Source organism: Gemmatimonadales bacterium (assembly GCA_030697825.1).
GTDB lineage: Bacteria > Gemmatimonadota > Gemmatimonadetes > Gemmatimonadales > JACORV01 > JACORV01.
In genome coordinates this window covers 1-24,414 of sequence record JAUYOW010000199.1, presented here as the reverse complement: position 1 = coordinate 24,414, position 24,414 = coordinate 1, and the positions used below count along the sequence as shown (strand labels likewise).

Genomic DNA, 24,414 nt, shown 5'->3' with positions numbered 1-24,414 from the left:
CGCTACGCCGCCTCGCCCGCGAAGATGTGCACCAGGTCGAGAGCGGTGCGGGCGTGGGTGCGCGCCTTCTGCGCGTAGGTCCCCGCGGGATCGAGCGCGATGCACCGCTCCCACCACTGGACCGCCTCGCGGTAGCGCCGCTCCCTCGCCAGCGCGACGCCGAGGAAGTAGTGCGCCGCCAGGTGGTCGGGCTCGAACCGGACCACTCGCTCGCAAGCGGCCAGCGCGTCCGCCGCCCGGTTGGCGTCGAGCAGCACGCGCGCGAGGATGATCAGCGCCTCGAAGTCGTACGGGTCGCGCGCCAGCGTACCGATGAGCACGTCCATCGCCTCGCCCCCGCGGCTGTCCCCGCACAACAGGTCGGCGAGGGCATGGGCCGCCTCCGCGTACGAGGGGAGGTGCTCGAGGGCGGAGCGATACGCCTCCTCCGCCTCCCGCACGGCACCGCGCGCCCGCGCCAGCCGGCCGAACTCGAGCCAGACCTCCACGTATCCGGGGTCGAGGTCGAGCGCGGCGCGGTAAGCTGTCCGGGCCAGCTCGACGTCGCCGACCTTCAGCGCCACGCCGCCGAGGAGCTTCCGGATGTCGGCGCGCGCCGGGGCGCGCACCTCGGCGCGCCGCAGGATCTCCACCGCGCCGGCAGGATCGCCGGTCTCGCTCCGCGCCTCGGCCGCGAGGAGCGCGACGTCGGCGTCGTCGTCGAACGCGGCCAGCAGCCCCTCCGCCAGCGGCCGCGCTTCCGTCGCCCGGTCCAGGGCGAGCAGGGCGCGCACCTCGCCTTCCCGCGCGCCGCGGTGGCCCGGCGCCTGCCGGCGCGCCTCGCGGTAGCGGTCCAGCGCCTCGCCCCAGACACCGCGCCGCGCGTAGATGCTGCCCAGGAGCACCGCGCCCTCGGCGCGGTCGGCGCCGCGCTGCATGGCGCGCGTCAGCTCGGCGATCGCCCGATCGAAGAGCGACTTCGAGAGATAGTCACGCGCCAGGGCGAGCGGGTCGTCGCCGGTCTTGTCCTTCTCGGGCGCCGGCGCGGCCGGCTTGAGCTCGCGGAATAGGTCGTCCAGGAGCCGCGGATCGAACTGGAAGGTCTCGCCGCTCTCGCCGAACGGCCGCTCGCCGGACAGATCCGGCACGACCGTCAGCGATGGGTCCTCGTACTGGAGCTCGATCGACAGCAGGAACTTCTGCGCCACGTAGTACGGGTCCAGCTCGAGCGCCCGCCGCACTTCCCTCAGCGCGCCCTCGAAATCCCCGAGGTTGGAGAGCATGAAGCTGAGGTTGTAGTGCGCCGCTGCGTTCTCGCCATCGGCCTCCACCGCCCGGGCGAACGCGTTCCTGGCGTCAGGGTAGCGCTTCAGCTCGACCAGCACCAGGCCGATCCCGTTCCACGCCGCGCCCGAGGCCGGCGAGGTCTCGAGAGCCTGCCGGTACGCCTCCAGCGAGAGCTGGTAGCGCCGCGACTGCGACAGGAGCAGCGCCAGGTTGAGCCGGGCGTGCAGCAGGTCGCCCTGGCGCCGGAGCGCGCCGCGGAACGCGTCCACCGCCTCGTCCATCTGGCCGAGGGCCGTGAGCAGCACGCCGAGGTTGTTGTAGGCGAGCGCGTACTCGGCATCGACCTCGATCGCGCGGCGGTAGGAGGCGAGCGCGTCCTCCCGACGGCCCAACTGGTGCAACGCGACGCCGCGCTCGTTCCACAGCTTCGGCTTCCCCGGCTGAGCCTGAACCAGGTCCTCGTAGAGCTCGAGCGCCGCGGCCAGCTCGTGCCGGATGAGGTGAACTTCGGCCATGGCCTGGCGAACGAGCTGCCGGTCCTCGCCGTGCTCGAGGGCGAGCCGGTACTCCCGGAGCGCCTCCGCGTAGTAACCCTTCTGGCGAAACGCCCGGCCGAGGTCACAGTGCGCCATCTGGCGCTGCGCCTCGGACGCTCCTCCCGCCGCATGCCCCGGAGGCTTCACCTGCCGCGCCTGCGCCGGCGCCTCGAGCGAGAGGTTGGTCTGCGCGCGCGCCAGCAGCGGGTTCAGCTGCACCGCCCGCTTCGACGCGTGGCGCGCCTCGCCGTGCCGGCCCAGGTCGCCCAGCACGAAAGCGAGGAGGTGGTGCGCCTCGGCGTTGTCCGGGTTGAGCGCCACCGCGCGCTCCAGCGCGGCCAGTGCCTCGTCGTTCATGCCGCGGTTGTAGAACACCTCGCCGCGGTGGAACTCGACCACGGACGATCCCTGGTCCAGCTCCCGCGCGCGGTCGAACCACTCCACCGCCTGCTCGAGGTTGCCGCGACGCTGCTCCGCCAGGCCGAGTTGCAGGAGTACGCCCAGGTCGTGAGGCTGCTCCGCGAGCAGCGCGTTGAACTCCGCGACCGCGTCGTCCAGCTGGCCCACCGACGCGAAGGCCCGCGCCAGCTCCCAACGCGCGTCACGGTCGTCCGGGCGCTGGCGCAGCCGCTCGCGCAACTCGGCGATCCTCCGGTCGTAGAAACCGGTGCCGCCATAGACGATCTCGAGGTTGCGCTGCGCGATCGCCATCCTGGGGTCGAGCTCCAGCGCGCCCGTGAAGCTCAAGACGGCCTCCTGGTAGAGGCCGCGCTGGTAGTAGAGGACGCCGAGGTTGTTGTGCGCACCGGCGTCCGACGGGTCGATCCGGCGCGCGAACGATCTCAGGACGGCGAGATCACGCTGCGTGGCCACGGCTGCCGGCATCGTCGTCCGCCGTCAGGTCAGCCGGACGGCCTGGAGGATCGCGCGGAGGGAGGCGAAGTCCGGAACGAGGAGGAAGTGCCCGCGCAGCGTCTCGTCCTCGCTGACGAAGATGAACTGCGTCTCGACGCAGAAGACGTAGTCGCGGTCGCTGCCGAAGTTGAGGTACGCCGAAGTGAGGACCGCCGAAGAGAAGTCGATCACCAGGCTCGGCACCGACGGCAGCAACATCATCCCCATGAACGAAGACAGCGCGTTCATGTAGGTGCCGCAGAGGATGTTGCCGGTCTCCTTGAGGCTGGACTGCTCCAGCGCGCCGAAGCTCTCCGTCTTGCCGAGCGGCCGGCCGAGCAGGAGGTCGCAGAGGCGCTTGGCCGCCTTCTCCGGGAAGACCAGCAGCGTCCTCCCCGTGAGGTCGCCGAGCATGTGCAGGAGGATGGCCGCCACGACCTCGTTCGGCTCGCCGAGCTGCTCGGCCACCTCCTCGAGGCGCGACACCGCGATCTTCGGCACGCTGATCATGATCCGGCGGTTGGTCATCTGTGACAGCGCCGTCGCGGCGTGCCCCGCGCCGATGTTCTCGACCTCTTTCAGCGCGTCGAGTTGCAGTTCCTTCAGATCGCGAATGTCATCCATCGCCGTTCCCAATGGTTGTTTTTCAACCGCCGATTACATCAACCCGCCCGCATCGAGGATCAGCGCCGGCGCCCCGTCGCCCAGGATCGTCGCTCCGCTGAACAGGGGGAGCATCCCCAGCGGCGCTTCGAAGTTCTTCACCACGATCTCCTGCTGCCCCATCAGATCGTCCACCACCACGCCGGTGCGGCGCTCGCCCATCTCCAGCACGATGACCGGCAGCCTTGCCGTCGCCGGCGCGGCGGCGGCCCCCAGCACCTCGCCCAGCCGCACCAGCGGCAGCAGCAGCCCCCGCAACAGCATCGTCTCGCGGCCCTGCACCCGCCGGATGTCCTCGGCCTTCAGGTCGACGGTCTCAGCCACGTGCGTTAGCGGCAGCGCGTAGAGCTCCGTCCCAACCCTTGCCAGCAGCGCCCTCACGATCGCGAGCGTGACGGGGAGGCGCAGGGTGAAGACCGTGCCCTTCCCCTCCTCGGACCGGATCTCGAGCGAGCCGCCCAGGGCGCGCGCCGCGGTCGCCACCACGTCGATGCCGACACCGCGGCCCGACACGTCCGTGACCTCGCGCGCCGTCGAGAAGCCCGAGCGGGTGAGGACGCGGAACAGCTCCTCCTCGCCCAGCTCCTGCTGGTCCGCACCCACCAGTCCCGTCTCGCGGGCGCGGGCAAGTACCGCCGCGCGGTTCACTCCCCGGCCGTCGTCGGTCACCCGGATCGCCACCGACGAGCGCTCGCGGACCGCGGCTACGACCAGCTGGCCCACGGCCGGCTTGCCGCTCGCCACCCGCTCCTCCGGCGCCTCGATGCCGTGGTCCACCGCGTTCCGCAACAGGTGCACCAACGGGTCCGCCAGCTCGTCGAGGATGGCGCGGTCCAGCTCGATCTCCTTGCCCTCGACCCGGAACGCTACCTGCTTGCCCGTCTGCCTGGCGAGGTCGCGCACCATGCGCGGGAAGCGGTCGAACACCTGCCAGACCGGCGTCATGCGCGCCTGGATGATCTCGCTCTGCAGCCGCCCGGCGAGCCGGCCGATCTGGAGCGAAACTTCGTCGAGATCCGGCTCCGCGAGCCGCGCCGTGAGCGCCGATAGCCGGCCCCGCGCGATCACCAGCTCGCCGATCTGGTTCATCAGCTCGTCGAGCCGGCGCAGGTCCACGCGGATGTTGCGCGCCCCGCGGACGCCTTCCGCGACGGCTTCGTGAACCGCCTCCGCGACTTCGACCGTGTCCACGTCGCCCGCGGTCCGGATGGCCTCCTCGACGGCGACGCTGTCCGCCTCCGAATCGATCCGGAACGAGAACTTGCCGTCGAAACCCTCGGTCTCCATCGCGGACGGCGCGGGCGTCACCGCCGATACCGATCCAAGCGCCTCGGCCTTCTTGATGGCGAGGATCGCGCGCGCGCCGTTGAGCGCCGCCTCGCTCCGCAGACCGACGCGCACCACGCGGCCCCGGCCAGGGCCGGTGCCGGGGAGCATGACCGGTTCCGACCGGCGCTGGCGGGGCGCCTCGACCTCGGCCGTGCCACCCGCCTCCCGGTCGATCTGAACCAGCAACTCGGCGAACGGCGCCGGGTCGTCCTTCCCGGCCACCGCGTCCCCGATCGCGCGGTCGAGCGCATCGGCGGACTTGAAGAGCAGCTCCAGCGTCGCGGGCGTGGCCGGCTTCTCACCCCGGCGCAGCAGGTCGAGCAGGTTCTCGACCCGGTGCGACAGATCCGCCACCGCGGTGTACCCCATCGTAGCCGCCATCCCCTTGATCGTGTGCACCGCGCGGAAAATCCCGCCCACGGGTTCCGGTGCGGCGGGATCGCGCTCCCACTCGAGAAGGAGATGGTTGAACGCGGTGAGGTGGTCGCGGCTCTCGGTCAGGAAGAGGTCCGCGTACCGGCGGACGTCCATCCTATCCGAGGACGCGCTGCACCGCTTCGAGCACGCGCGATGGCTGGAACGGCTTGACGACGAAGTCCTTGGCGCCGGCCTGGATGGCCTCCACCACGAGGGCCTGCTGCCCCATCGCGCTGCACATGAGGATCTTCGCGTTGGGATCGTCCTTGACGATCTCGCGGACGGCGTCGATGCCGCCCATATCCGGCATCACGATGTCCATGGTGACGAGATCGGGACGCAGATCGCGATAACGGTCGATGGCCTGCAACCCCGTCTCTGCCTCGCCGACGACTTCGTAGCCGGCGCTGGACAAAATGTCGCTGATCATCGTCCGCATGAATATCGCGTCGTCGCAGACGAGGACTCGATGGCCCACACCTTCCTCCTACGGCAGCAATGGCTCCAAGAGAACGTCAGTATCGAGTTGCACGAAGGTCTGACCGGCCGCCGACCCGACGGCGCGCACCAAGTCGGGGCGGACGCCGGGAAGTGACGCGCGGTCGTCAAGGGATGACGTCGGGACTGTGACGAGGTCGATCACCTCGTCCACCGCCAGGCCGACCGGTCGCGACCGCCGCTCCATGAGGATGACGGTGCCGCTTCCAGCCGCCAAGCCGGAGGGGAGGCCGATCGCCTCGGCGGCATCCACGACGGTCACCAAGGTGCCTCGCACATTGACGAGACCGCGCACGGCACCGGGAGCACCCGGCATGCGCGTCGGCGGAGTCGCGGGTAGTATCTCCTGCACGGCCCCCGCCTCGACCGCGAACACCTGCCCTCCCGAGCGAAAAAGGAGGAGCTTAAGGGCGGTCATTCGGCTCGCCGCATGCGAAGAAGCCAAGATACTGCAAGGGTTTGGAATCGGCAAGCAAAACCGCGTCGTCCAACGCGAGGGCGAGCGAATGGCGCAAATCCACCGGCCATTCCGACCGGATTTCCACCGGCGCCCCGGTGACCGGATGAGGGAGCCGGAGCCACGCGGCGTGAAGCGCCTGGCGCGGCGTCGCCCGCGCCAGCGCCTCGGCCTGCGCCCGAGTCGAGTCCGACCGGCGCGCCTCCGACCCGCCGTAGGTCGGGTCACCCACCACTGGATGCCCGATGGACTGGAGGTGAACGCGGATCTGATGGGTGCGTCCCGTCTCCAGGGCGGCGAGGACCAAGTCCGCGGGGCCGCCCCGCGCGATCGTGCGCACCCTCGTGACAGCGTGTCGCCCGCCCTCGCCCTTGGGGATCGCCATTCGTTTCCGGTCCTGCGGGTGCCGAGCGAGCTTCGCCTCGATCCGCCGCTCGTGTGGGCCGAGGTGGCCCCATGCCAGCACCGCGTACCGGCGCACGATCCTGCGAGCGGCGAGCGCCGCACCCAGCTTCTCGTGGGCGCGCGCGGTCTTCGCCACCACTATCAGCCCGGAGGTGTCCTTGTCGAGGCGGTGCACTATCCCCGGCCGGCCCTCCGCGCCTCCGCCGAGCCCCAGCCCGCGCGCCGCCAGGGCGTTCACGAGGGTGTCGTCCCAGTGGCCGGGCGCCGGATGCACCACCAGACCGGCCGGCTTGTCGATCACCGCCAGCTCGTCGTCCTCGTAGACGATGGTGAGCGGGATGTCGGCGGGGAAGATCTGGCGCGGCGCACGCTCCGGGAAGACGACCTCCAATTCCGTGCCGCGCGGCGGCTCCAGAGAAGGGCGCGCCTTCTCGCCCGAGATGAGCACCGCGCCGTCGGCGATGAGGCGCGCCACGACGGTCCTGGAAAGCTGAAGCTGGTCGGCGAGGAACCGGTCGAGCCGCTCCGCGCCGTTGGTCGCTACGCAGAAACGGGTCGCCGGGGGAACGGACACGCGCTCTAGGAACCCGCGGGCGGGACGGCCTCGGGGGCCGGAACGGCAGGCGCGGGCTGCTTCCCCTCGCCCCAGAGCGAGATCGCGAGGGCGAAAGCGCCACACGTCACGGCCATGTCCGCGACGTTGAACGTAGGCCAGTGGAGCGAGCCAACCGTGAAGTCGAGGAAATCCACCACGCCCTTGCTGGAGCGGACCCGGTCCACGAGGTTACCCGCCGCGCCGGCGCAGATCGAGGCCAGTGCGTACAGCCGGAGCCAGTCTCCTGACCGCGTCGTCTTGAGCATCGAGCCCAACACGAACAGCGCGGTGAACGATAGGCCCATGAAGATCCAGCGCGAGTACTCGCCCACGTTGAGGCCGAAGGCGGCGCCGGGGTTGTAGACGAGGCGGAGCTGGAAGAACTCACCGATCACCGGCACCCCGACGTAGCGGGGCAGGAACGACTCGGCGATCAGCTTGGTGGCCAGATCGAGGACGATCACCGCTGAGACGACGCCGACGAAGCGGCGTTGTTCAGCGGCGCTTACCATCTTCCTCCTTCTCCTTGCAGCTGATGCAAAGGCGAGCGTGCGGCAGCGCGTCGAGCCGGTCGTAACCGATGTCCTGGCTGCAGTTCTCGCACTTCCCGAACTTCTCGGGCGTCTTGTACAGGCGGCGCAGCGCCTCGTTGAGGTGCCAGAGGAAGCGGCCCTCCTTGGATGCCATCAGGAACTCCTTCTCGCGCTCCATGGCGTCCGTGCCCTGGTCGGCCATGTGGAACGAATATGACGAGAGGTCGCCGCCGGCGGCCTGAAGCGTGGCGTTGAAGCTCTCGTCGTAATGACCGATCTCCTTCAATGCGCGCGCCCTCTCCTCCATCAGCCGCTTCTCGAAGTACGCGAGTTGTTTCTTCGTCATTGTAAGGCTCGTTCCCTGGCCGATGGCCGATGGCCGTTAGCCGTTAGTTCGCGCGCTTCACCCCGAGCCGCGCCTTGAAGCCGTCCACGTCCATGTCCTGCACCAGATCGGCAGCCGGCGGCGCCGCCTCCACCGCCACGCTTCGCGCCAGCGTTTCCCCTGCAATGTACTCAGCGTGGCGCCGGGCCGTGGAACGGACGGTCTCGTCGCCGTCGACCCACAACTCGATACGGTCGGTGACCTTGTAACCCGCGTCGCGCCTCAAACGCTGCACCCGGCTGACGACCTCCCGGGCCAGGCCTTCCTGCCTGAGGTCGTCGGTAAGAGTGGGGTCTATGGCGGCCACCACCTCACCGTCGGTCTCGACCACGACGTCGCCCCGCGCGTGCCGGTGTACGATCACGTCGTCCGGCTGAAGCGCGTGCCGCGCCCCTTGCACGACTATCTCCACCGGCTCGCCCGCGTCGAACCGGACCACCTCTTCGGGCGCCAGTTTCCTGACCGCCTCGGCCGCCTCCGGCGTCGCCTTGCCGAATCGTTTTCCGAGGGCACGAAAGCTAGGCCGCGCCTCCAGAGAAACAAGGTCCGTCCCCTGCCCCACCAACTCCACGCGCTTGACATTCACCTCGGCCACGAGTAGCGGCACGAGCGACTCGAACAGGCCGCGATCCACGTCGGCCGGGATCGCCGCCAGCAGGCGCGCCAGCGGCTGCCGCACCCGGAGCGACACCTGCTCGCGCGCGCCTCGCGCCAGGCTCGCCAGGCGCCGCACCACGTCCATCGCCCGGTCGAGCGCCTCGCCCTCGATGACCTCGGGCGCCTCCGGGAAGGGCGCCAGGTGGACCGACGCTCCGGCCAGCGCGCGGTGGATCAGGTCCGACAGGAACGGTGCGGCTGGCGCCAGCAGCCGTGCCGTGACGCAGAGCACCTCGTGCAACGTGGCCAGCGCCGCCGGGTCCGCCGTGCCGCCCGGGACCCAGAAGCGCACCCGGCTCTGCCGCACCCACCAGTTCGACAGGTCGTCGACGACGAAGGCGACGATGGCGCGCGTCCCCACGGTCACGTCGTAGCCGTCCCACGCCGCGCGGACCTCGCGCACCGTCCGCGCGAGCCGCCCGAGCAGCCACCGATCCGCGAGAGGGCGATCCGCCGGCTTCGGGTCCGCCGATGACGGCGCCCAATCCTCCGCATACAGCTGGAACAGGTGGTAGATGTGCCGGAGTTTCTCCAGCACGTTGCCCGCCACGTCCGGGATCGATTTCTCGTCGAACTTCTTCGGCAGCCACACCTGGCTCGACAGCAGCAGGTAGAGACGCACCGCGTCCGCGCCGTACTTCTCCACCGCCGCGACCGGGTCCACCACGTTGCCGCGGCTCTTCGACATCTTCTGCCCGGACGAGTCGAGGATCAGCTCGTTCACGATCACGTTGCGGTACGCGGTCCGGTCGAAGACCGTCGTCGCGATGGCGAGCAGCGAGTAGAACCACCCGCGCGTCTGGTCCACCCCCTCGGCGATGAAGTCCGCCGGGAAATGGTCGTGGAACTCCCGCTCGTGCTCGAACGGGTAGTGCCACTGCGCCACCGGCATCGCGCCCGAGTCGAACCAGGTGTCGATGACTTCGCTCGCCCTCCGCATCGTGCCGCCGCACTGCCTGCAACCCCAGGCGTAACCGTCGATGTGCGGCTTGTGCGGATCGAAGTCCGCGGCGAGCGTCCTGCCCCACCGCTCCGCGAGCTTCGCGTACGACCCGATCACCTCCACGTGCGCGGCGTCCCGGTCGCAGATCCAGGCCGGGAGCGGCGTCCCCCAGAACCGGTCGCGCGAAAGCGCCCAGTCCACGTTGTTCTCGAGCCACTCCCCGAAGCGCCCGGTGCCGATCTCGGCGGGGTGCCAGCTGATACCGCGATTGATGGCGACGAGCCGGTCCTTCACGGCGGTCGTGCGTACGAACCACGATTCGCGCGGGTAGTAGAGGAGCGGCGTGTCGCAGCGCCAGCAGAACGGATAGGTGTGCTCTATCGTCTCGCGCTTGAGCAGCAGGCCGTCGGCCTTCAGCCGCTGGATGATGGCCGCATCGGCATCCTTGACGAACACGCCCTCGATCTCGGGCCAGGTCGTGCCGCGGAACTTCCCCGCCCCGTCCACCGGGACCGCGTACGCGAAATCGTGAGTCCGCGCGACCGTGAAGTCGTCCGCGCCGAATGGCGCCAGGTGCACGAGTCCGGACCCGTCATCGGCGGTGACGAAGTCCCCGGCTATCACTTCCCAGCGCCGTCCTTCCGGCCACGGGGCCACGTCGAGCGGGCGGCGGTATCTCAAGCCGACGAGGTCCTGGCCCTTGAAACGACGGACGGACGGACCGGCGGAAAGACGGACGGAAAGAGGCTCCGTATCGCCACCGGGGATGAGGTGCGCGGCTCTCGACTCCGCCAGGATGACGCGCCTCCCCTTCCACTCGATCTCGACGTAGTCGAGCTCCGGGTGCACCGCGACCGCGAAGTTGGAGACCAGCGTCCAAGGGGCGGTCGTCCACACCAGAAGGTACCGCTCCCCTGTCTCCCCTGTCTCCCCTTTCTCCCCTTCCAACGGAAACAGCACATACACCGACGGATCCTTCGCCGTGTCATACCCCAGCGCCAGCTCGTGGCTCGAGAGCACCGTGCCGCAACGCGGGCAGTACGGCAACACCTTGTGCCCGCGGATCAGCAGTCCCTTCTCGTGCAGCTGTGACAGCAACCACCACACCGACTCGACGTAGTCGTTGGTGTACGTGATGTAAGGCTTCGCGTAGTCGAGCCAGTAGCCGATGCGGTCCGACAGGCTTTCCCAGTCCGCCTTGTACTTCCACACGCTCTCGCGGCAGCGGCGGTTGAACTCCGTCACCGAGATGGTCGCGCCCGGATGGTCGCCGATCTCGGTCTTGCTGCTGATGCCGAGCTGCTTTTCGACCTCGATCTCGACCGGAAGACCGTGGGTATCCCATCCCGCGATGCGCGTCACGCACCGGCCCTGCATCGCGTGATAGCGGCAGATCAGGTCCTTGATGGTGCGCGCGAAGACGTGATGAATGCCCGGGCGCCCGTTCGCGGTGGGCGGGCCTTCATAGAACACGAACGGCTTGCCGCCCGCGGTGCGGCGCTGGGTCTCGTGGAAGAGGTCCTCGGCCTTCCACCGGTGCAGCAACTCGCGCTCGAGCGCGTCCGCGCGCTCGTCCACCGGGATCCCCGGATAGCGCGGCGCGCTCATCCGGCCATCCGCCGGATCACACCCCGGATCAGCGCGCTAAGCTTGGGCTCGGCGCCCATGGCGGTACGGACGATGCGCTGGAACTCGGCCGGCTCAAGTGCGTCCGGCAGGCACTGGTCGGTGATGATGGAGAGGCCCATGACCTTCAGTCCCGCGTGAACGGCGGCGATGACCTCGGGGACCGTGCTCATCCCGACCACGTCCGCTCCGATGGCGCGCAGCATCCGGTACTCCGCGCGCGTCTCGAGGTTCGGCCCGGCGACGGCGACGTAGACGCCTTCGCGCAGCGTGATGCCCTCCTCGAGGGCGACCGCGCGCGCCAGCGCGCGCAGCGCGGGGTCGTACGGCTCCGACAGGTCCGGGAAGCGCGGGCCAAGTCGCTCGTCGTTGGCGCCGACCAGCGGGTTGCCGCCTAACAGGTTGATGTGGTCCGAGATGAGGACGAGGTCGCCGGAGGCCCAGAGCGGGTGCATGCCGCCGCACGCGTTCGAGACGATCAGCGTTCCGGCTCCCAGGGCGCGGAGGACGTAGACCGGGAAAGCGATGCGCTGGAGCGGATAGCCTTCGTAGTGGTGGAAACGGCCCTGCATCGCGGCGATCGGACGCCCTTCGAGCGTGCCCAGCAGGAGCTTTCCCGCGTGCGTTTCGACGGTCGATAGCGGGAAGCCCGGGACCTCGGTGTAGGGGACCTCGCACTCCAGAGCGATCTCGCGCCCGAGACCGCCCAGGCCGGTGCCGAGGATGATGGCGATCTCGGGCCGCTTCGGCCACCGTGCGCGCACGGCGGCCGCGGCCTGCTCTACGGACTCGCTGGTCACTCCTCGACGATCGACTTGATCCACTTGGGGGACGATTTCCTCGCGTCGCGGGCGCGCCGGGCCTCGTCGGCGGGGGCGATGGAGCCCGCGACCTTGCCGAAGTTCGCGCCTTCGCTCGCCGCGAGCACATCCAGCTCCGCCTTCTGCCGGTCCACCAGGGTGCGCAGCGACGCCAGGTACGCGTGGTGCTTCTGCGACAGCTGCTGCCCCGAGGACTCGATCCGGTCCAGCTCGCGGCGCGCACGCTCCAGCCTCCGCTCGGCGTCCGCTTCGGCCTCGCGCACGATCATCTGCGCCTCGCGCTCGGCCTGCTCGCGCGTCTCGGCGCGGAGCTGCTGCGCGGCCACCAGCGCGTCGTTCATCGCCTTGTCGCGGGCCTTGTACTCCTTGAGCCGTTCCTCGACGTACCGGAGGCGCTCCTCGAGCGCCATGCGCTCGCGCAAGACGCGCTCCAGCTCGTCGGCGGCGCGCGAACGGAAGTCCTCGACCGCGAGCGGCTCGTACCCGCGCATCGCTTTCTTGAACTCCTGCTTCCGCACGTCCAGTGGCGTGAGACGAAAGACGTCGTCGCTCATGGCTTCCGCTCCCCGAAAAGGACCGTGCCGAGTCGGACCATCGTGGCGCCCTCCTCGATCGCGATCTCGAAATCACCTGACATCCCCATCGACAGCTCCGTAAGGCTTACGCCGGGAGCCGGGAGCCGTTCCTTCAGTGCGCGCAGGCCGGCGAAGGTGCGACGGATCACCGCCGCGTCGTCAGTCAGCGGGGCCATCGTCATCAGGCCGTTCACTCGAAGGTGCGGCAGCGTGGCGGCGTGGGCCACGATCTTCTCCGCCTCCTCGGGCATCGCGCCGCTCTTCTGCGGCTCGCGCGCGACGTTGACCTCGACCAGCGCGTCCTGCACCAGGTTTCGCTTCGCCGCTTCCAGCTCGAGCGCGTCCGCCAGGCGAACCGAATCGAGCGAATGGATCAGCGCGAAGCGCCCGACGGCCAGTTTCGCCTTGTTGCGCTGGAGGTGGCCGATCAGGTGCCAGCGGACCGGCGCGTCGGGCCAGGCCTCCTGCTTCGCGAGCGCTTCCTGGACGCGGTTCTCGCCCAGGTCCGTGAAGCCCAAGGCGACCGCATCCCGCACCCGCTCGATCGGGTGGCCCTTCGTGACCGCGACCACCTGAACGGCCTCGGCCGTTCGGCCGCTGCGGGCCGCCGCCTGGGCGATGCGGGCCCGGACGGCCTCGACGTCCATAACCTTGTAAGCTAGTAGTCCCGCCGCCTACCGGCGACCGCCCGAGCTGTCCCGCGCCGCGGGGCGGGCGCCAGCCGCCCCGCTCTCCGGCCGCGCCTGGACCGTGTCCGGCCCCAGAATGGCCGGGTTCACCGTGGCCGCCTCGAACGTCCTGACGTACCGCTCGAGCTCCGGGTTCGGCGATAGATGGTTCGCCTTCCGGAAGTTCGCGACCACCAGTTCCGCGTTCCCGAGCTGCCGGTACGCCTCGCCCAGCGTCATGTAGTTGAAGGCGAGGTTTCCGGCGATGTTGTCGTCCGTGGGGTCGAGCTCGAGGCTGTCCACGTCGAAGAGCCGCGCATAACGGAACACGTCCCACACCAGCGTGCGAGTCCGCTCCACATCCACCTTCGTCCCGAAGAGTCCTTCGGGGCCGGAAGTCACCGGGTCGGGCATGAGCTTGAAGGCGAGCGCCTGTTGGTTCATGTACTGGTCGAGCCCCATGCGGCTCCCGCTCCCCGCCGTTAGCGCGAAGTAGATCGGCCGCCGCCCCAGGTTCTCCTGGATGAGCCGCAGCACCATGATGTCTTTCACGTACATCGGCGTGTTCGCGGGATAGGTGTGGGTGATGTTCCCGACGTGCAGCACCAGGTCTCTCGACAGGAGCTGGGGCTGGATGCCCACGATCTGATCGTCGGTGAGGGTGTGCAGGCAGGTGGGCATCCCGAACTGCCGGTCCGGCCCTCGCCGGTCGGCGGCGCGCGCCCACGCGTCGAGCGTGTCCGCCCACGCGGCGCTGCACGCCGGCGGCGGGCCGGCTTCCCTCCCGTACAGCCCGATGGCGGCGCTGTCGGGCCGGTAGGGCCGCGCCGGGTTGTCGCGCAGCTGGCGGATGTACCAGTCGGTGTTGATGAGCGACAGGTTCACCACCACCACGTCCTGCCGGATCTCCTCGACCTCCTGTGCGTACCAGAGCGGGAAGGTGTCGTTGTCGCCGTTGGTGAACAGGATCCCGTACGGCTCCACCGACATCAACATGTTGTACGCGAAGTCTCGCGCCAGGGTGGCCGACGGGCCGTGCTTCCGGCTCGCGGCGTTGAAGTTCAGCGCAAAGGGGATCAGCGCCGCCGCGAATACCATTCCCGCGGCAGGCACCGGCACCGTCTCGCTCAGACGCTCGCGCAGCGCGCGGTACGCCGCCGCCAGGCCCAGACCCGCCCACAACCCCCACGCCACGTACGAGACCGTAAAGAAGTAGTCCCGCTCGCGCACTTCGTGCATCTCCCGGTCCGCGTAGGTCTGGAGCGCGAGCGAGAAGCCCGGCTTGAAGTTGAGGTAGAGGACGAGCCCGAGGCTGGTGGTGGCGAAGAGCGTGGCGATGAACCAAAAGGTCGGGCGGTCCCATTTCCGGTGCTCGGTAGCGCCCCAGATGCCCAGGCCGGTGAACAGCAGCGTGAACGGCAGCCGCGCCGGCGCCAGCAGAGTGTACGCGCGCTGGAGGCCCGCCGACCACTGCCAATCGAAATACTGGATGTAGTTCAGGATCTGGAGCGCCAGCAGCGACAAGGTGCGGCCGGGGTTGTCCGGTCCGTGGGGGTAGATAGGATTATCGAGCGGCGAGCGGAACGGGTACTGCTCGCGCCGGATCACCGACCAGAGGCTGCTCCACGTCGAGGGGTCCGCCTCGTTCACGTAGGGGTGCAACCCCGCCCGGATGAACAGGTACAGGAACCCGCTCACCCCGATCGCGGCCACCACCAGCGCGGCACCCGCGAAGAAGAGCGTCCCCGCCCGGTAGGCGAAGTACGCCGCGACGCCAAACAGCAGCAACCCCAGCACAGCGATCGGCCAGGCACCGATCCCCACGCCCACCATGGTGACCCAGAGGCTTCCCGCCACCAGGAACTCCGCCCACTGCACCTGCCGCTCCTTGGGATCGCGCGCCGGCTCGGTCCGGAGGACGTGGTACATGTACGCGATCACCGCGGGACCGACCAGCAGCCCCATGAGGTGCGTGCTGAGCGCGATGCCGAGGATGTAGATGAGCAGCAGCAGCTCATGGGCCCCGCTGGGGCCGTTCCGGTCGCGCCGCCATAGCCAGCAGAGCCACGCGATCGCGCCGATGGCGAACATCGAGATCTGGTAGACCTCGGTCTCGTTCGAGTTCTGCCAGTTGGTGAAGACGTAGGCCGCGATGAGCGCCGCCGCGAACGCGCCGCCTACCCGGAAGACACGGGCCGCGCCCGCCTCCATCCCCTTCGTCCCGCGCCCCAGGATCGAATGCATGAACAGGAACAGGAACCCCGACGCGCACGCGCTGAAGGTGGCGCTCATCAGGTTCGTTTTGAACGCCGTCGTCCCGACCGGAAAGAACGCGTCCCACACTCGGCCCAGGATCACGAACATCGGGGTGCCTGGCGGGTGCGGGATCCCCAGGATGTGCGAGGCGGAGATGAACTCTCCCGCGTCCCAGAACGTCACCGATGGCGCGAGGGTGAAGACGTAGCCTGCGAGCACCACGCCCGCGGCGAGCAGCGCCAGCAGGTAGGGGGGCCGTTCCGTCGTGGCGTCGGCGGCGCTGGTCATGGGGCGGTTGCCCGCGATAGCTGAAGAGGCCATGGGAGAGCTTCGGGGTTGAAGGGAACGGCGTTCAGGAACGGACCGGCTCGAGGCCCGTGGTCGGGAGGCGCGCGAAGGGACCGCTGGCGAGCAGCTCCTTGAGGCGTGCGACGCTGACCCCGCGCTCGAGCTGCCCGCGGCGCGCCACGGAGATGGCGCTCGTCTCTTCCGAGATCACGATCACCAGCGCGTCAGTCTCCTCGGAGAGGCCGAGCGCGGCGCGATGGCGCGTGCCCAGGCTCTTGTCCGCCACCGGGAACTGGGTGAGCGGGAGGATGCAGCCTGCGCCGACGATGGTGTCGCCGCGGATGATCACCGCGCCGTCGTGCAGCGGCGAGTAGGGGGTGAAGATGGTCGTCACCAGGTCGGCGGCGACGCGGGCGTGGAGCGCGGTGCCGCTGCCCACGTAGTCACCGAGGCCCACTTCCCCCTCCACCGCGACAATCGCCCCGGTGCCCGCGCGGCTCAGGCGGTCCACCGCCTCAGAGATCTCCTCGGCCACCTGGTGGGCCTCGCCGCGGTAGAAGAACCGCATCAACCGCGACTGGCCCAGCTGGGCCAGGCCCGCGCGCAGCTCCGGCTGGAACACTATGAGAAGCGCGAATGCGCCGTAGGTGAGCACGATGCCCAGCAAGTACGTGATCATCGCGAACTTGAGGAGCACCGCCGTGACGTACGCCGCCGCGAGCACCACCAGGCCGAGGAGGATGTGTATCGCTCGGGTGCCCAGCAGGAAGAGCAGCGCCCGGTAGATCACGAACGCCACGATCACGATCTGGATGAGGTCGCGCCACTGCGGGATCAGGAAGCGGAGACGGTCGCCCATGGGGAGCCGTCAGCCGTTGGCCGTCAGGATCGCGTCGGCCACCGTCAGCGCTTCGCGCGCGGCGGCCACGTCGTGCACGCGGAAGAGCGACGCGCCACGAAAGCGCGCGGCCACGCACGCCGCCGCCGTCGCCGCGTCGCGCTCCGCTACGCCGCTGCCCGTCACCGCGCCCAGGAAACGCTTCCGCGACGGCCCCACCATGACGGGGTGGTTGAGGGCGACGATGGCGTCCAGACGGTTCAAGAGCGTCAGGTTGTGCTCCACGTTCTTGGCGAAGCCGAGGCCGGGGTCGAGCACGATCGCTTCCGGCGCTACGCCGGCGATTAGGGCTCGGCCCCTTCGTTCAGACAACTCGCCGGCCACCTCGGCTGCGACGTCGCCGTACCGGGCGTGCGCGTCCATCGTGGCGGGCTCGCCGCGCATGTGCATGATGACGACACCGGCGCCGGTATCCGCGACCGCGCGCGCCATCTCCGGATCGCACGTCAGGCCCGAGACATCGTTCACGATCTCGGCGCCCGCTTCGATGGCCCGCCGCGCGACCCCGCTGCGCCGCGTGTCCACACTGACCGGGAGGCCCACCTCCCTCACCAGGCGCTCGATCACCGGGATGATACGGCGCAACTCTTCGGCTTCGTCCGGCTGCGATGCGCCCGGCCGGGTCGACTCCCCGCCCACGTCCAGCACATCGGCGCCCGCCTCGCGCATTCCCAGCCCAGCGCGCACGGCGTCCGCGGGGTCGAAGTGCCTGCCGCCATCGCTGAAGGAGTCCGGCGTTACGTTGATGATGCCGACGACGAGAGACGTGTCCAGCGGGAGCGAGCGTCGGGCCGTGCGCCACACCCGCACCGCCCGCGCCGCGCTAATCACGCCGGGCTCGGCGCCTCGTTCGGAACGCCCACGGGGCGCGGCGCGGCTTCCTTGTCGGCCGCGACCGGACCGGCGGGCACCGGAGGCACCGACGGCGAAGGAGAGCGCGGCGGCAGCGGCTGGCCCGCGAGCACCATGTCCAGCTCCTCGCGGTCCAGCGTCTCGCGATCGAGCAGCGCCGCCGCGAGCATGTCGAGCATCTCCCGGTGCCCGGCGAGGATCGTGCGCGCCCGCGCATAGGCTTCGTCGATGATCCGCTTGATCTCGTTGTCCACCAGCTCCGCCGTGCGTTCGGAGACGCCCTGCCGCTGGGAAATCTCGCGGCCGAGGAATATCTCGTGCTCCTGGTCTCCGACCGCTACCGTGCCGACTATGTCGCTCATCCCGAACTGGGTCACCATCCGCCGCGCCATCCGGGTCGCCTGCTCTATGTCGCCCCAGGCTCCGGTGGTCACCTTCTCCGCGCCGAAGACCAGTTGTTCCGCAACGCGGCCGCCGAAGCTCACCGCGAGCTGCCCCTCGAGCCAGTACTTGGTGTAGTTGTGGCGGTCCTCTTCGGGAAGCCAGGTGGTGAGGCCGAGCGAGCGCCCCCGCGGCACGATCGTCACCTTGTGCAACGGATCGAGCCCGGGGATGGACCAGGCGACGATGGCGTGTCCCGCTTCGTGATAGGCGGTGAGACGGCGCTCGTCTTCGGAAAGGACCAAGCTCCTCCGCTCCACGCCGAGCATCACCTTGTCCTTGGCGTTCTCGACGTCCTCCATGTCCACCTGCGACTTGTTGCGGCGCGCGGCGAGGAGGGCCGCCTCGTTCACCAGGTTGGCGAGGTCGGCGCCGGAGAGGCCCGGCGTCCCCTTCGCCACTTTGTCGAGGCGCACATCGACAGCCAGCGGGATCTTGCGCGTGTGCACGCGGAGGATGCCTTCGCGCCCCCGCACGTCCGGCGCGTCCACGACGATCTGGCGGTCGAAGCGGCCGGGACGCAGCAGCGCCGGGTCGAGCACGTCGGGCCGGTTGGTCGCGGCCAGGAGGATCACGCCCTCGTTCGACTCGAAGCCGTCCATCTCCACCAACAGCTGGTTGAGCGTCTGCTCGCGCTCGTCGTGCCCGCCGCCCAGGCCCGCACCGCGGTGCCGGCCTACCGCGTCTATCTCGTCGATGAAGATGATGCAAGGCGCGTGCGCCTTGCCCTGCTCGAAGAGGTCGCGCACCCGCGACGCGCCAACCCCCACGAACATCTCGACGAAGTCCGAGCCCGACATGGAGAAGAATGGCCGCGCCGCCTCACCCGCAACGGCCTTGGCGAGGAGCGTCTTGCCCGTACCCGGCGCCCCGACGAGAAGCGCGCCCTTGGGGAGCCGCCCGCCCAGCCGGGTGAACTTCTGCGGGTCCTTCAGGAACTCGATGATCTCCTGAAGCTCGACCTTGGCCTCGTCACACCCCGCCACGTCGGCGAAGGTGATCTTGGGCGTGTCGCCGGTCAGCAGCTTGGCCTTCGACTTGCCGAACGCGAAGGCGCGCCCGCTGCCGGCCTGCATCTGCTTGTAGATGAAGAGCCAGAAGCCGATCAGGATGAGCCACGGCAACATCTGCACGAAGAGCGCGAGGAGCCCGGGCCGCGGCCGGCGCGCCTGGATCGGCACGCCCTTCTCCTGAAGCTGCCGGGTGAACGTCTCCGACGCCTGGAAGGGCAGCTGCACCGTGAATCGCAGGACCGGCTTGCCGAGGATCTGCTCCGGCGACTTGAACTCGCCGCGCAAGTCCTGGAGCGCGATTATCTCGACCTTGCCGACGTTGCCGCGGTCCAGCGCCGCCTGGAAGTCCGAATAGGAGATCTCCGGCGCTTCCCCGTTCTTGCGAGCCGTGAGCTGGAAGAAAACCGCGGTGATGAGGATGAGGATCAGCCAGAAGGCCGCCGTCTTCGAGAAACGGCCCCAAGAGAACTTCGGAGGTGGCAAACGTTCGGGCATCTATGGCTTCCTTGAAGCCGTTGGCCGTTGGTTCAGTCGGCCAGACTGGCGACGAACGGCAAGTGTCGAAAATCCTCTGCGTGGTCCAACCCGTACCCCACCAGGAACTCTTTCGGCGCATCGAAGCCCAGGAACTTCGGCTGCACCTTCAGGTCGCCGGCGAGGTGCTTGTCGAGCAGTGCGCAAATCTCCAGGCTCCTCGGGTTGCGCGAGCGCAGCAGCTCGACCAGGCGGTTCAGCGTCCGCCCGGTGTCAATAATATCCTCGACCAGCAGGATATGTTTCCCTTCGAGACGGGTCTCGGGGTCGTAGACCAGCCGGACGTTCCCGCTCGAAACGGTGGAGTCGCCGTACGAGCTGGCGACGATGAAGTCCACCTGGAGCGGTCGCGGGATCTGGCGGACGAGGTCTCCGAGGAAGATGAAGCTCCCCTTGAGGAGGCCCAGGATCAGCAGGTCGCCGTCCGGATAGGCCTTCGTGATCTCGTGCCCCAGCTCGCGAACGCGCGCCTGGATCATCTCCGGCTCGTAGACTATGCGGGCGACCTTCCGGCCACCCATCCAATGCGCCACGCTAGCCGGCGACAACATCGATCCGCATCGCCTCCCGTCCAGGCTCCGGAATCAGGTCCGCCCCACGACACACGCCGGGGATCCATAGCACCGCCTCGTCGGTAGCGACGACCGGATACCGCTGCCGTTCCGCGCGCGGAACCTTGGCCGCCATGAGCAGCCGAGCCACCTTCGCGCGACCTACGCCGCCCAACGGCGCGAGGCGTTCGCCGGGAGCCGGCGGCCGTACCGTTAAAGGCGCCCCGCCGGGCACGGCGCGGACCCAGGTCGTCCAGCCGCCACGCTCGATCTCGGCGGGCGCTTCGGCCTCTCGCCACCGCACGAGGTAGTCGCCGAACCCGACCTCGCCGTTCGATCCGCGAAGGGTCTGGCGTTCAGGCTCCGCCGCGAAGCGCGCCACGACCAGCCGGTCGAACGCGACCTCGCCCATCAGGTTTTCGCCGAGCATCAGGCGACGCCCGCTGGCGGCTGCTGCCGCGAAGCGTGCGAGCCGGTCCGCTGCGCCCGGTGCCAGCCGGATACCGGCGCGCCGCGCCGCGGCGCGCAAAATGCGTCCGGCCAACACGTTATGATAGCCGCTCAGCACTCCACGGGCAACTTCGAAACGGCCGTCCGCGGCGCGAACCTCGAGCCCGGGAAGGGCGTCGAGGAGGGCGTCCCAGGCCATGACTTCCCGACTCGCATGGCCGGCCACCGCGAGCAGGGCTTCAGTCCCCATCCCGCGGAGTCGCTGCTCGATGACCGGCCAGAGCGCGGTACGCACCCAGGCGCGCATGTGGCGTGGGTCACGATTCGTGGGATCGACCGCGATCGGCGCGCCAAGGCTCGCGGAATGCGCGGTCAGCTCGGCGTGGGAGAACGGAAGGAGCGGGCGGATCAGGCCGCGCGACGCGCGAGGGGCGATGCCGGCGAGGCCGGCCGGCGCGCTGCCCCGAAGGAGGCGCAGGAGCACCGTCTCCACCTGGTCGTCGGCGTGGTGCGCGGTGACGAGGTAGCGCGCGCCGCGGTCGGCCTGGACCTGGCGCAGGAAGCGATAGCGCGCCGTGCGGGCGCGGGTCTCGCTCGCCTTCGGGCCCAGGTCGAGCGCGCCTACGACGGTTTCGAGCCCGAAGCGCGTCTTCGCGAGACCACTCACCCGCTCCGCCACGGCGGTGCTGTCGGGCAGGATACCGTGATCGGCGTGGGCGACGAGGAGCGAGAGACCGAGGTCCGGCGCCAGGGCGGCGAGGAGGTCCAGCATCGCGACCGAATCCCCGCCGCCGGACACGGCGAGCACGGCGAGTCCGGGCTCCGGGAAGAGCCCTGACTCGGCGAGGTGCCTGCGGAGGCGCTCGAGCAGCGACGGGGCGGTCACCCGTCAAAGCTCGCTTTCCGGAAGGCGGGCAGCAACATTTTGGCCCCGATATGCGGATGCGCCCCGGAGGGATCGTGCTGCTCGCGCTGCTCGCCGTCCTGGTGGGCTGCGGCGAGCGCGAACGGCGTGGCGGCGCGCGCCCCGCCGACAGCCTCGCCACTTCGATCGATCCCGCCACGGTCCCCGGCCAGGTGGCGCTGGAGCTCTGGCAGCTGCGCGACAGCGTCAGCTTGGCCGAATGGAATGCGGACCGGCCGGAGCCGGTGCAACGATTCACCGCGGCGTCCCCGTGGTACGATCGCGGCGACTGGTGCGCCTACGCCGAGCGTCGCGCGCAGGTGGCCGGCCACGAGATCGAGCGCGACGCCTTCTTCTACCCACCCGGGCCGCCGCAGTCTCTCGAGCTTCCCGCCGAGACCAGCCCCGAGCGCCTTATAATCCGCGGCTGTGCCTTGGGACTCGTATGGGTGCGGGTGTCCGCCGCCGACTCCGCAGCGGGCGCAGTACTCGCCGACTCGGTCCGCGCGCAGCTCACGCGCCTCTACGGGCGCGCGGACACGGGCCAGGTCTCGTTCGGCGGATCCGCGTTCTGGACCCGCCGGGGCCGGTGGCGTCAGGGCGCAGTCTCCGTGGTTTCGGCGTTGAGCACGCCGCCGCGCGCGCTCGTGACGGATACCTCCCGATCCTCGGCTTCCGTCGTCGCCTTCGCGTACCTGCCTCGTTCGGGAATGGACGCCGGCGGCGCCGAGACCGTCGCCAGTCTCACCACCGCGGCCGACACCCTGTCGCTGGACAGCGCGGTCGCACTAAGCGCCGTCGATACGAATGCGTGGAACCCACTCGAGCGAGTCCTCGCCGAAGCCAAGGCGTCCGACGCCGCGACCGGACCGAGTCGCCGCCCTCTCGACCGCGGCCGCCTGCTCGAGGCGCTGCGCCGGTGGCTCGCCGCCGCCGGAGCGCAGCCCGCCGGTCGGCGGGCGGCCGCCCTCTTCGTCGCGGATCAAGTCCTGGGGAGGAGCCTTTGCGCATACGGACTGTGCGAAGGGCCGGACAGCGCCCGTTTCCGGCCGTTCCGCGCCCTCGGCGCGAAGTTCGAGTACTCTCCGCTCGGCAATGGATGGGTCTTCACCCACAACTGGCTCCAGGACATCCTGACCCTCGGCCTCGACGGGCCGGTGAGCAACGCCACCTTCATGCTCCTGCTGGAGTATGGCTTCGATACGTCGGGCACCTGCCGCGGAGGCGGGGACAACTTTCGGGATGTGATCGCGAAAGGGGAGGCGTGGCTGGCGCGGCACCCGCAACATCAGCAGGCGCGCGCGGCGCATTTCCTGGTGGCGGAGGCCTACCGCGACATCGTCGCCCTGGCGCACGGCGCGCTCGCCGAGTACGCGGACTCCGCGCAGTACCTCGAAGAGTCGCCGGCCGCGAGAGAGAAGGCGCTCGAGCACTACCGGCTCGCTATTCCCCCCGGCGATACGTCGCGCATGGCGCGCGAAGCGTGGCAGCAGGCGTGGTGGCTGATGGCGGAACTGCCGCCGCGGACGACGCGGTTTGTGTGCGTGTATGACTGAGAAACTGGGAGCGGGGAGCGGGGAGCGGTACCTCCCGATGCAGGACGCGGCGTACCGGGCGCCGCGACGGGCATCTACCGGTACCGCTCCCCCAGGTACCGCTCCCCATTATCTAACCTCCGCCGCCGGCGCAGTCGTCCCGGTCCCGATCCAGTGCGCGAACCAGGTCCGGATCCGCTCCAGCCGGTCCACCAGCAGCCATGGAGGGCCGGTGCGCGAGAGGCCGTGTGAACTGCGCGGGTAGCGCACGAACTCCACCGGCACGTGCCGCTGGCGGAGCGCCATGAAGAGCTGCTCGGCGTCGGTGATGGGCACGCGGTAGTCCTCTTCGCTGTGCACGATGAGGAGCGGCGTCGTCATGTTCCGGACGTAGGTGAACGGCGACAGCGCCCGGTAGAGGGAGTCCTGCTCCCAGGGCCTGCCGTAGAACTCATAGGCCGTGAGATCCTGCGCGTCCGACGAGCCGTACCACGAGAACCAGTTCGAGATGGAGCGGTCGGTCTGTGCCACCCTGAATCGGTGGGTGTGCCCGACGATCCAGTTGGTCATGAACCCGCCGTACGACCCGCCGAGCACGGCCATCCGCGTCGTGTCCACCTGGCCGGAGCGACGGATCGCCTCGTCGACCCCGAGCATCAAGTCCTGGTAGTCCTCCATCCCCCAGCGCCCGCGCGAGGCGTACGTGAAGGCGTGGCCGTAGCCGGTGGATCCGCGCGGATTGGTGAACAGGACGTAGTATCCCTGCCCCGCCAGCATCTGGAATTCGTGGAGGTAGACGTTGCCGTATTGGCCGTGCGGCCCGCCGTGTATGTAGAGCACCAGCGGATACCGCGCGCCGGACGCCCAGCCGTGGGGCTTCATCAACCAGCCCTCGATCCGCATTCCACCGGGGCCGCGGTACCAGATAGTGTCCGCCGGGATCGCGTCCACCGACGCCAGGTACGCGTCGTTGAACGAAGTGATTCGTCTTTCGACGGTTCCGTCGCCGGACGCGACGAACACCTCCGCCGGATGCGTGATGTCGGTCGAGGTGTAGCCCATCAAGCGGCCGTCCGCGCTGGACGTGAAGCCGCGCATCTGCCGGAGGCCGCGCGTCACCTGCTGTACCGCGCCACCGCCCGCCGCTGCCCGGAACAGGTGAACGCTGCCCTCGATCTCCGCGTCGAACGTCAGGGTGCGCCCGTCGCGCGACCACTGGGGCGGGTTGGGGTCGAGCTCCCAGCGCTGGGTGAGGTTGCGCGTCCCACCTCCATCCACGCTTATCACGCAGACATCGGTGGGCTGGCCGCGACCCGCGGAACAGAGGTATGCGATGGAACGCCCATCGGGCGAGAAGGCCGGGCTGCGATCGTAGCCGGGATTGGTGGTGAGCTTCCGGACCGCACCGCTCGCGACGTCGAGGA

Annotated in this window: 20 protein-coding genes; 1 reads left to right on the top strand and 19 read right to left on the bottom strand. The window is 69.6% G+C overall.

All coding sequences use genetic code 11. The features are described from left to right. Nucleotides 1–2 precede the first annotated feature (2 nt). From Q8Q85_10500 to tilS, 18 genes are all read right to left on the bottom strand, one after another. Nucleotides 3–2,687: a tetratricopeptide repeat protein gene (locus Q8Q85_10500; protein MDP3774684.1), complete on the bottom strand. Its 2,685-nt coding sequence runs from the start codon at nt 2,685–2,687 to the stop codon at nt 3–5. 12 nt (nt 2,688–2,699) lie between these two features. Continuing rightward, a complete protein-coding gene (locus tag Q8Q85_10495; GenBank protein MDP3774683.1) occupies nt 2,700–3,320 on the bottom strand; it encodes a chemotaxis protein CheC in 621 nt (206 codons plus the stop codon). A gap of 33 nt (nt 3,321–3,353) precedes the next feature. After that, entirely contained in the window at nt 3,354–5,219 is a 1,866-nt protein-coding gene (locus Q8Q85_10490; protein MDP3774682.1) for a chemotaxis protein CheA, read from the bottom strand. A gap of 1 nt (nt 5,220) precedes the next feature. Then, nucleotides 5,221–5,583: a response regulator gene (locus tag Q8Q85_10485; GenBank protein MDP3774681.1), complete on the bottom strand. Its 363-nt coding sequence runs from the start codon at nt 5,581–5,583 to the stop codon at nt 5,221–5,223. Between the two features lie 9 nt (nt 5,584–5,592). Next, nucleotides 5,593–6,021, bottom strand: coding sequence for a chemotaxis protein CheW (locus Q8Q85_10480; GenBank protein MDP3774680.1), 429 nt, complete (start codon nt 6,019–6,021; stop codon nt 5,593–5,595). Continuing rightward, complete coding sequence (locus Q8Q85_10475; GenBank protein MDP3774679.1) at nt 6,008–7,039, bottom strand: RluA family pseudouridine synthase; 1,032 nt, start codon at nt 7,037–7,039, stop codon at nt 6,008–6,010. The genes Q8Q85_10480 and Q8Q85_10475 overlap by 14 nt, the downstream gene beginning before the upstream one ends. Nucleotides 7,040–7,044: 5 nt before the next feature. After that, entirely contained in the window at nt 7,045–7,572 is a 528-nt protein-coding gene (gene lspA / locus Q8Q85_10470) for a signal peptidase II (GenBank protein MDP3774678.1), read from the bottom strand. Beyond that, on the bottom strand, nt 7,556–7,939 hold the full coding sequence (locus tag Q8Q85_10465; GenBank protein MDP3774677.1) for a TraR/DksA C4-type zinc finger protein: 384 nt from the start codon (nt 7,937–7,939) through the stop codon (nt 7,556–7,558). Before Q8Q85_10465 ends, lspA begins: the two co-directional genes overlap by 17 nt. A gap of 43 nt (nt 7,940–7,982) precedes the next feature. After that, nucleotides 7,983–11,186, bottom strand: coding sequence for an isoleucine--tRNA ligase (gene ileS, locus Q8Q85_10460; protein ID MDP3774676.1), 3,204 nt, complete (start codon nt 11,184–11,186; stop codon nt 7,983–7,985). Next, the gene (locus Q8Q85_10455) at nt 11,183–12,004 is read right to left on the bottom strand and encodes a purine-nucleoside phosphorylase (protein MDP3774675.1); all 822 of its coding nucleotides are present in this window, start codon (nt 12,002–12,004) and stop codon (nt 11,183–11,185) included. Before Q8Q85_10455 ends, ileS begins: the two co-directional genes overlap by 4 nt. Continuing rightward, nucleotides 12,001–12,579: a DivIVA domain-containing protein gene (locus Q8Q85_10450; protein MDP3774674.1), complete on the bottom strand. Its 579-nt coding sequence runs from the start codon at nt 12,577–12,579 to the stop codon at nt 12,001–12,003. Before Q8Q85_10450 ends, Q8Q85_10455 begins: the two co-directional genes overlap by 4 nt. Further along, nucleotides 12,576–13,247 carry a YggS family pyridoxal phosphate-dependent enzyme gene (locus tag Q8Q85_10445; GenBank protein MDP3774673.1) on the bottom strand — a complete coding sequence of 224 codons (672 nt, stop codon included), beginning with the start codon at nt 13,245–13,247 and terminating at the stop codon, nt 12,576–12,578. Before Q8Q85_10445 ends, Q8Q85_10450 begins: the two co-directional genes overlap by 4 nt. Before the next feature lie 27 nt (nt 13,248–13,274). Further along, nucleotides 13,275–15,812 (bottom strand): DUF2723 domain-containing protein, encoded by a 2,538-nt coding sequence (locus Q8Q85_10440; GenBank protein ID MDP3774672.1) that lies wholly within the window; start codon nt 15,810–15,812, stop codon nt 13,275–13,277. Nucleotides 15,813–15,876: 64 nt separating this feature from the next. Beyond that, the gene (cdaA, locus tag Q8Q85_10435) at nt 15,877–16,671 is read right to left on the bottom strand and encodes a diadenylate cyclase CdaA (protein ID MDP3774671.1); all 795 of its coding nucleotides are present in this window, start codon (nt 16,669–16,671) and stop codon (nt 15,877–15,879) included. Between the two features lie 9 nt (nt 16,672–16,680). Then, on the bottom strand, nt 16,681–17,541 hold the full coding sequence (gene folP / locus Q8Q85_10430) for a dihydropteroate synthase (GenBank protein ID MDP3774670.1): 861 nt from the start codon (nt 17,539–17,541) through the stop codon (nt 16,681–16,683). Next, on the bottom strand, nt 17,538–19,511 hold the full coding sequence (gene ftsH / locus Q8Q85_10425) for an ATP-dependent zinc metalloprotease FtsH (GenBank protein MDP3774669.1): 1,974 nt from the start codon (nt 19,509–19,511) through the stop codon (nt 17,538–17,540). Before ftsH ends, folP begins: the two co-directional genes overlap by 4 nt. 32 nt (nt 19,512–19,543) lie before the next feature. Further along, a complete protein-coding gene (hpt, locus tag Q8Q85_10420; GenBank protein MDP3774668.1) occupies nt 19,544–20,071 on the bottom strand; it encodes a hypoxanthine phosphoribosyltransferase in 528 nt (175 codons plus the stop codon). Between the two features lie 13 nt (nt 20,072–20,084). Beyond that, a complete protein-coding gene (tilS, locus tag Q8Q85_10415; GenBank protein ID MDP3774667.1) occupies nt 20,085–21,437 on the bottom strand; it encodes a tRNA lysidine(34) synthetase TilS in 1,353 nt (450 codons plus the stop codon). A gap of 74 nt (nt 21,438–21,511) precedes the next feature. Here tilS and Q8Q85_10410 point away from each other — a divergent pair, with 74 nt between their 5' ends. Next, nucleotides 21,512–23,011 (top strand): hypothetical protein, encoded by a 1,500-nt coding sequence (locus Q8Q85_10410; GenBank protein ID MDP3774666.1) that lies wholly within the window; start codon nt 21,512–21,514, stop codon nt 23,009–23,011. Nucleotides 23,012–23,119: 108 nt separating this feature from the next. Here the strand turns inward: Q8Q85_10410 and Q8Q85_10405 are convergent. After that, a partial coding sequence (locus Q8Q85_10405) for a S9 family peptidase (protein ID MDP3774665.1) occupies nt 23,120–24,414 on the bottom strand: 1,295 nt, incomplete at its 5' end.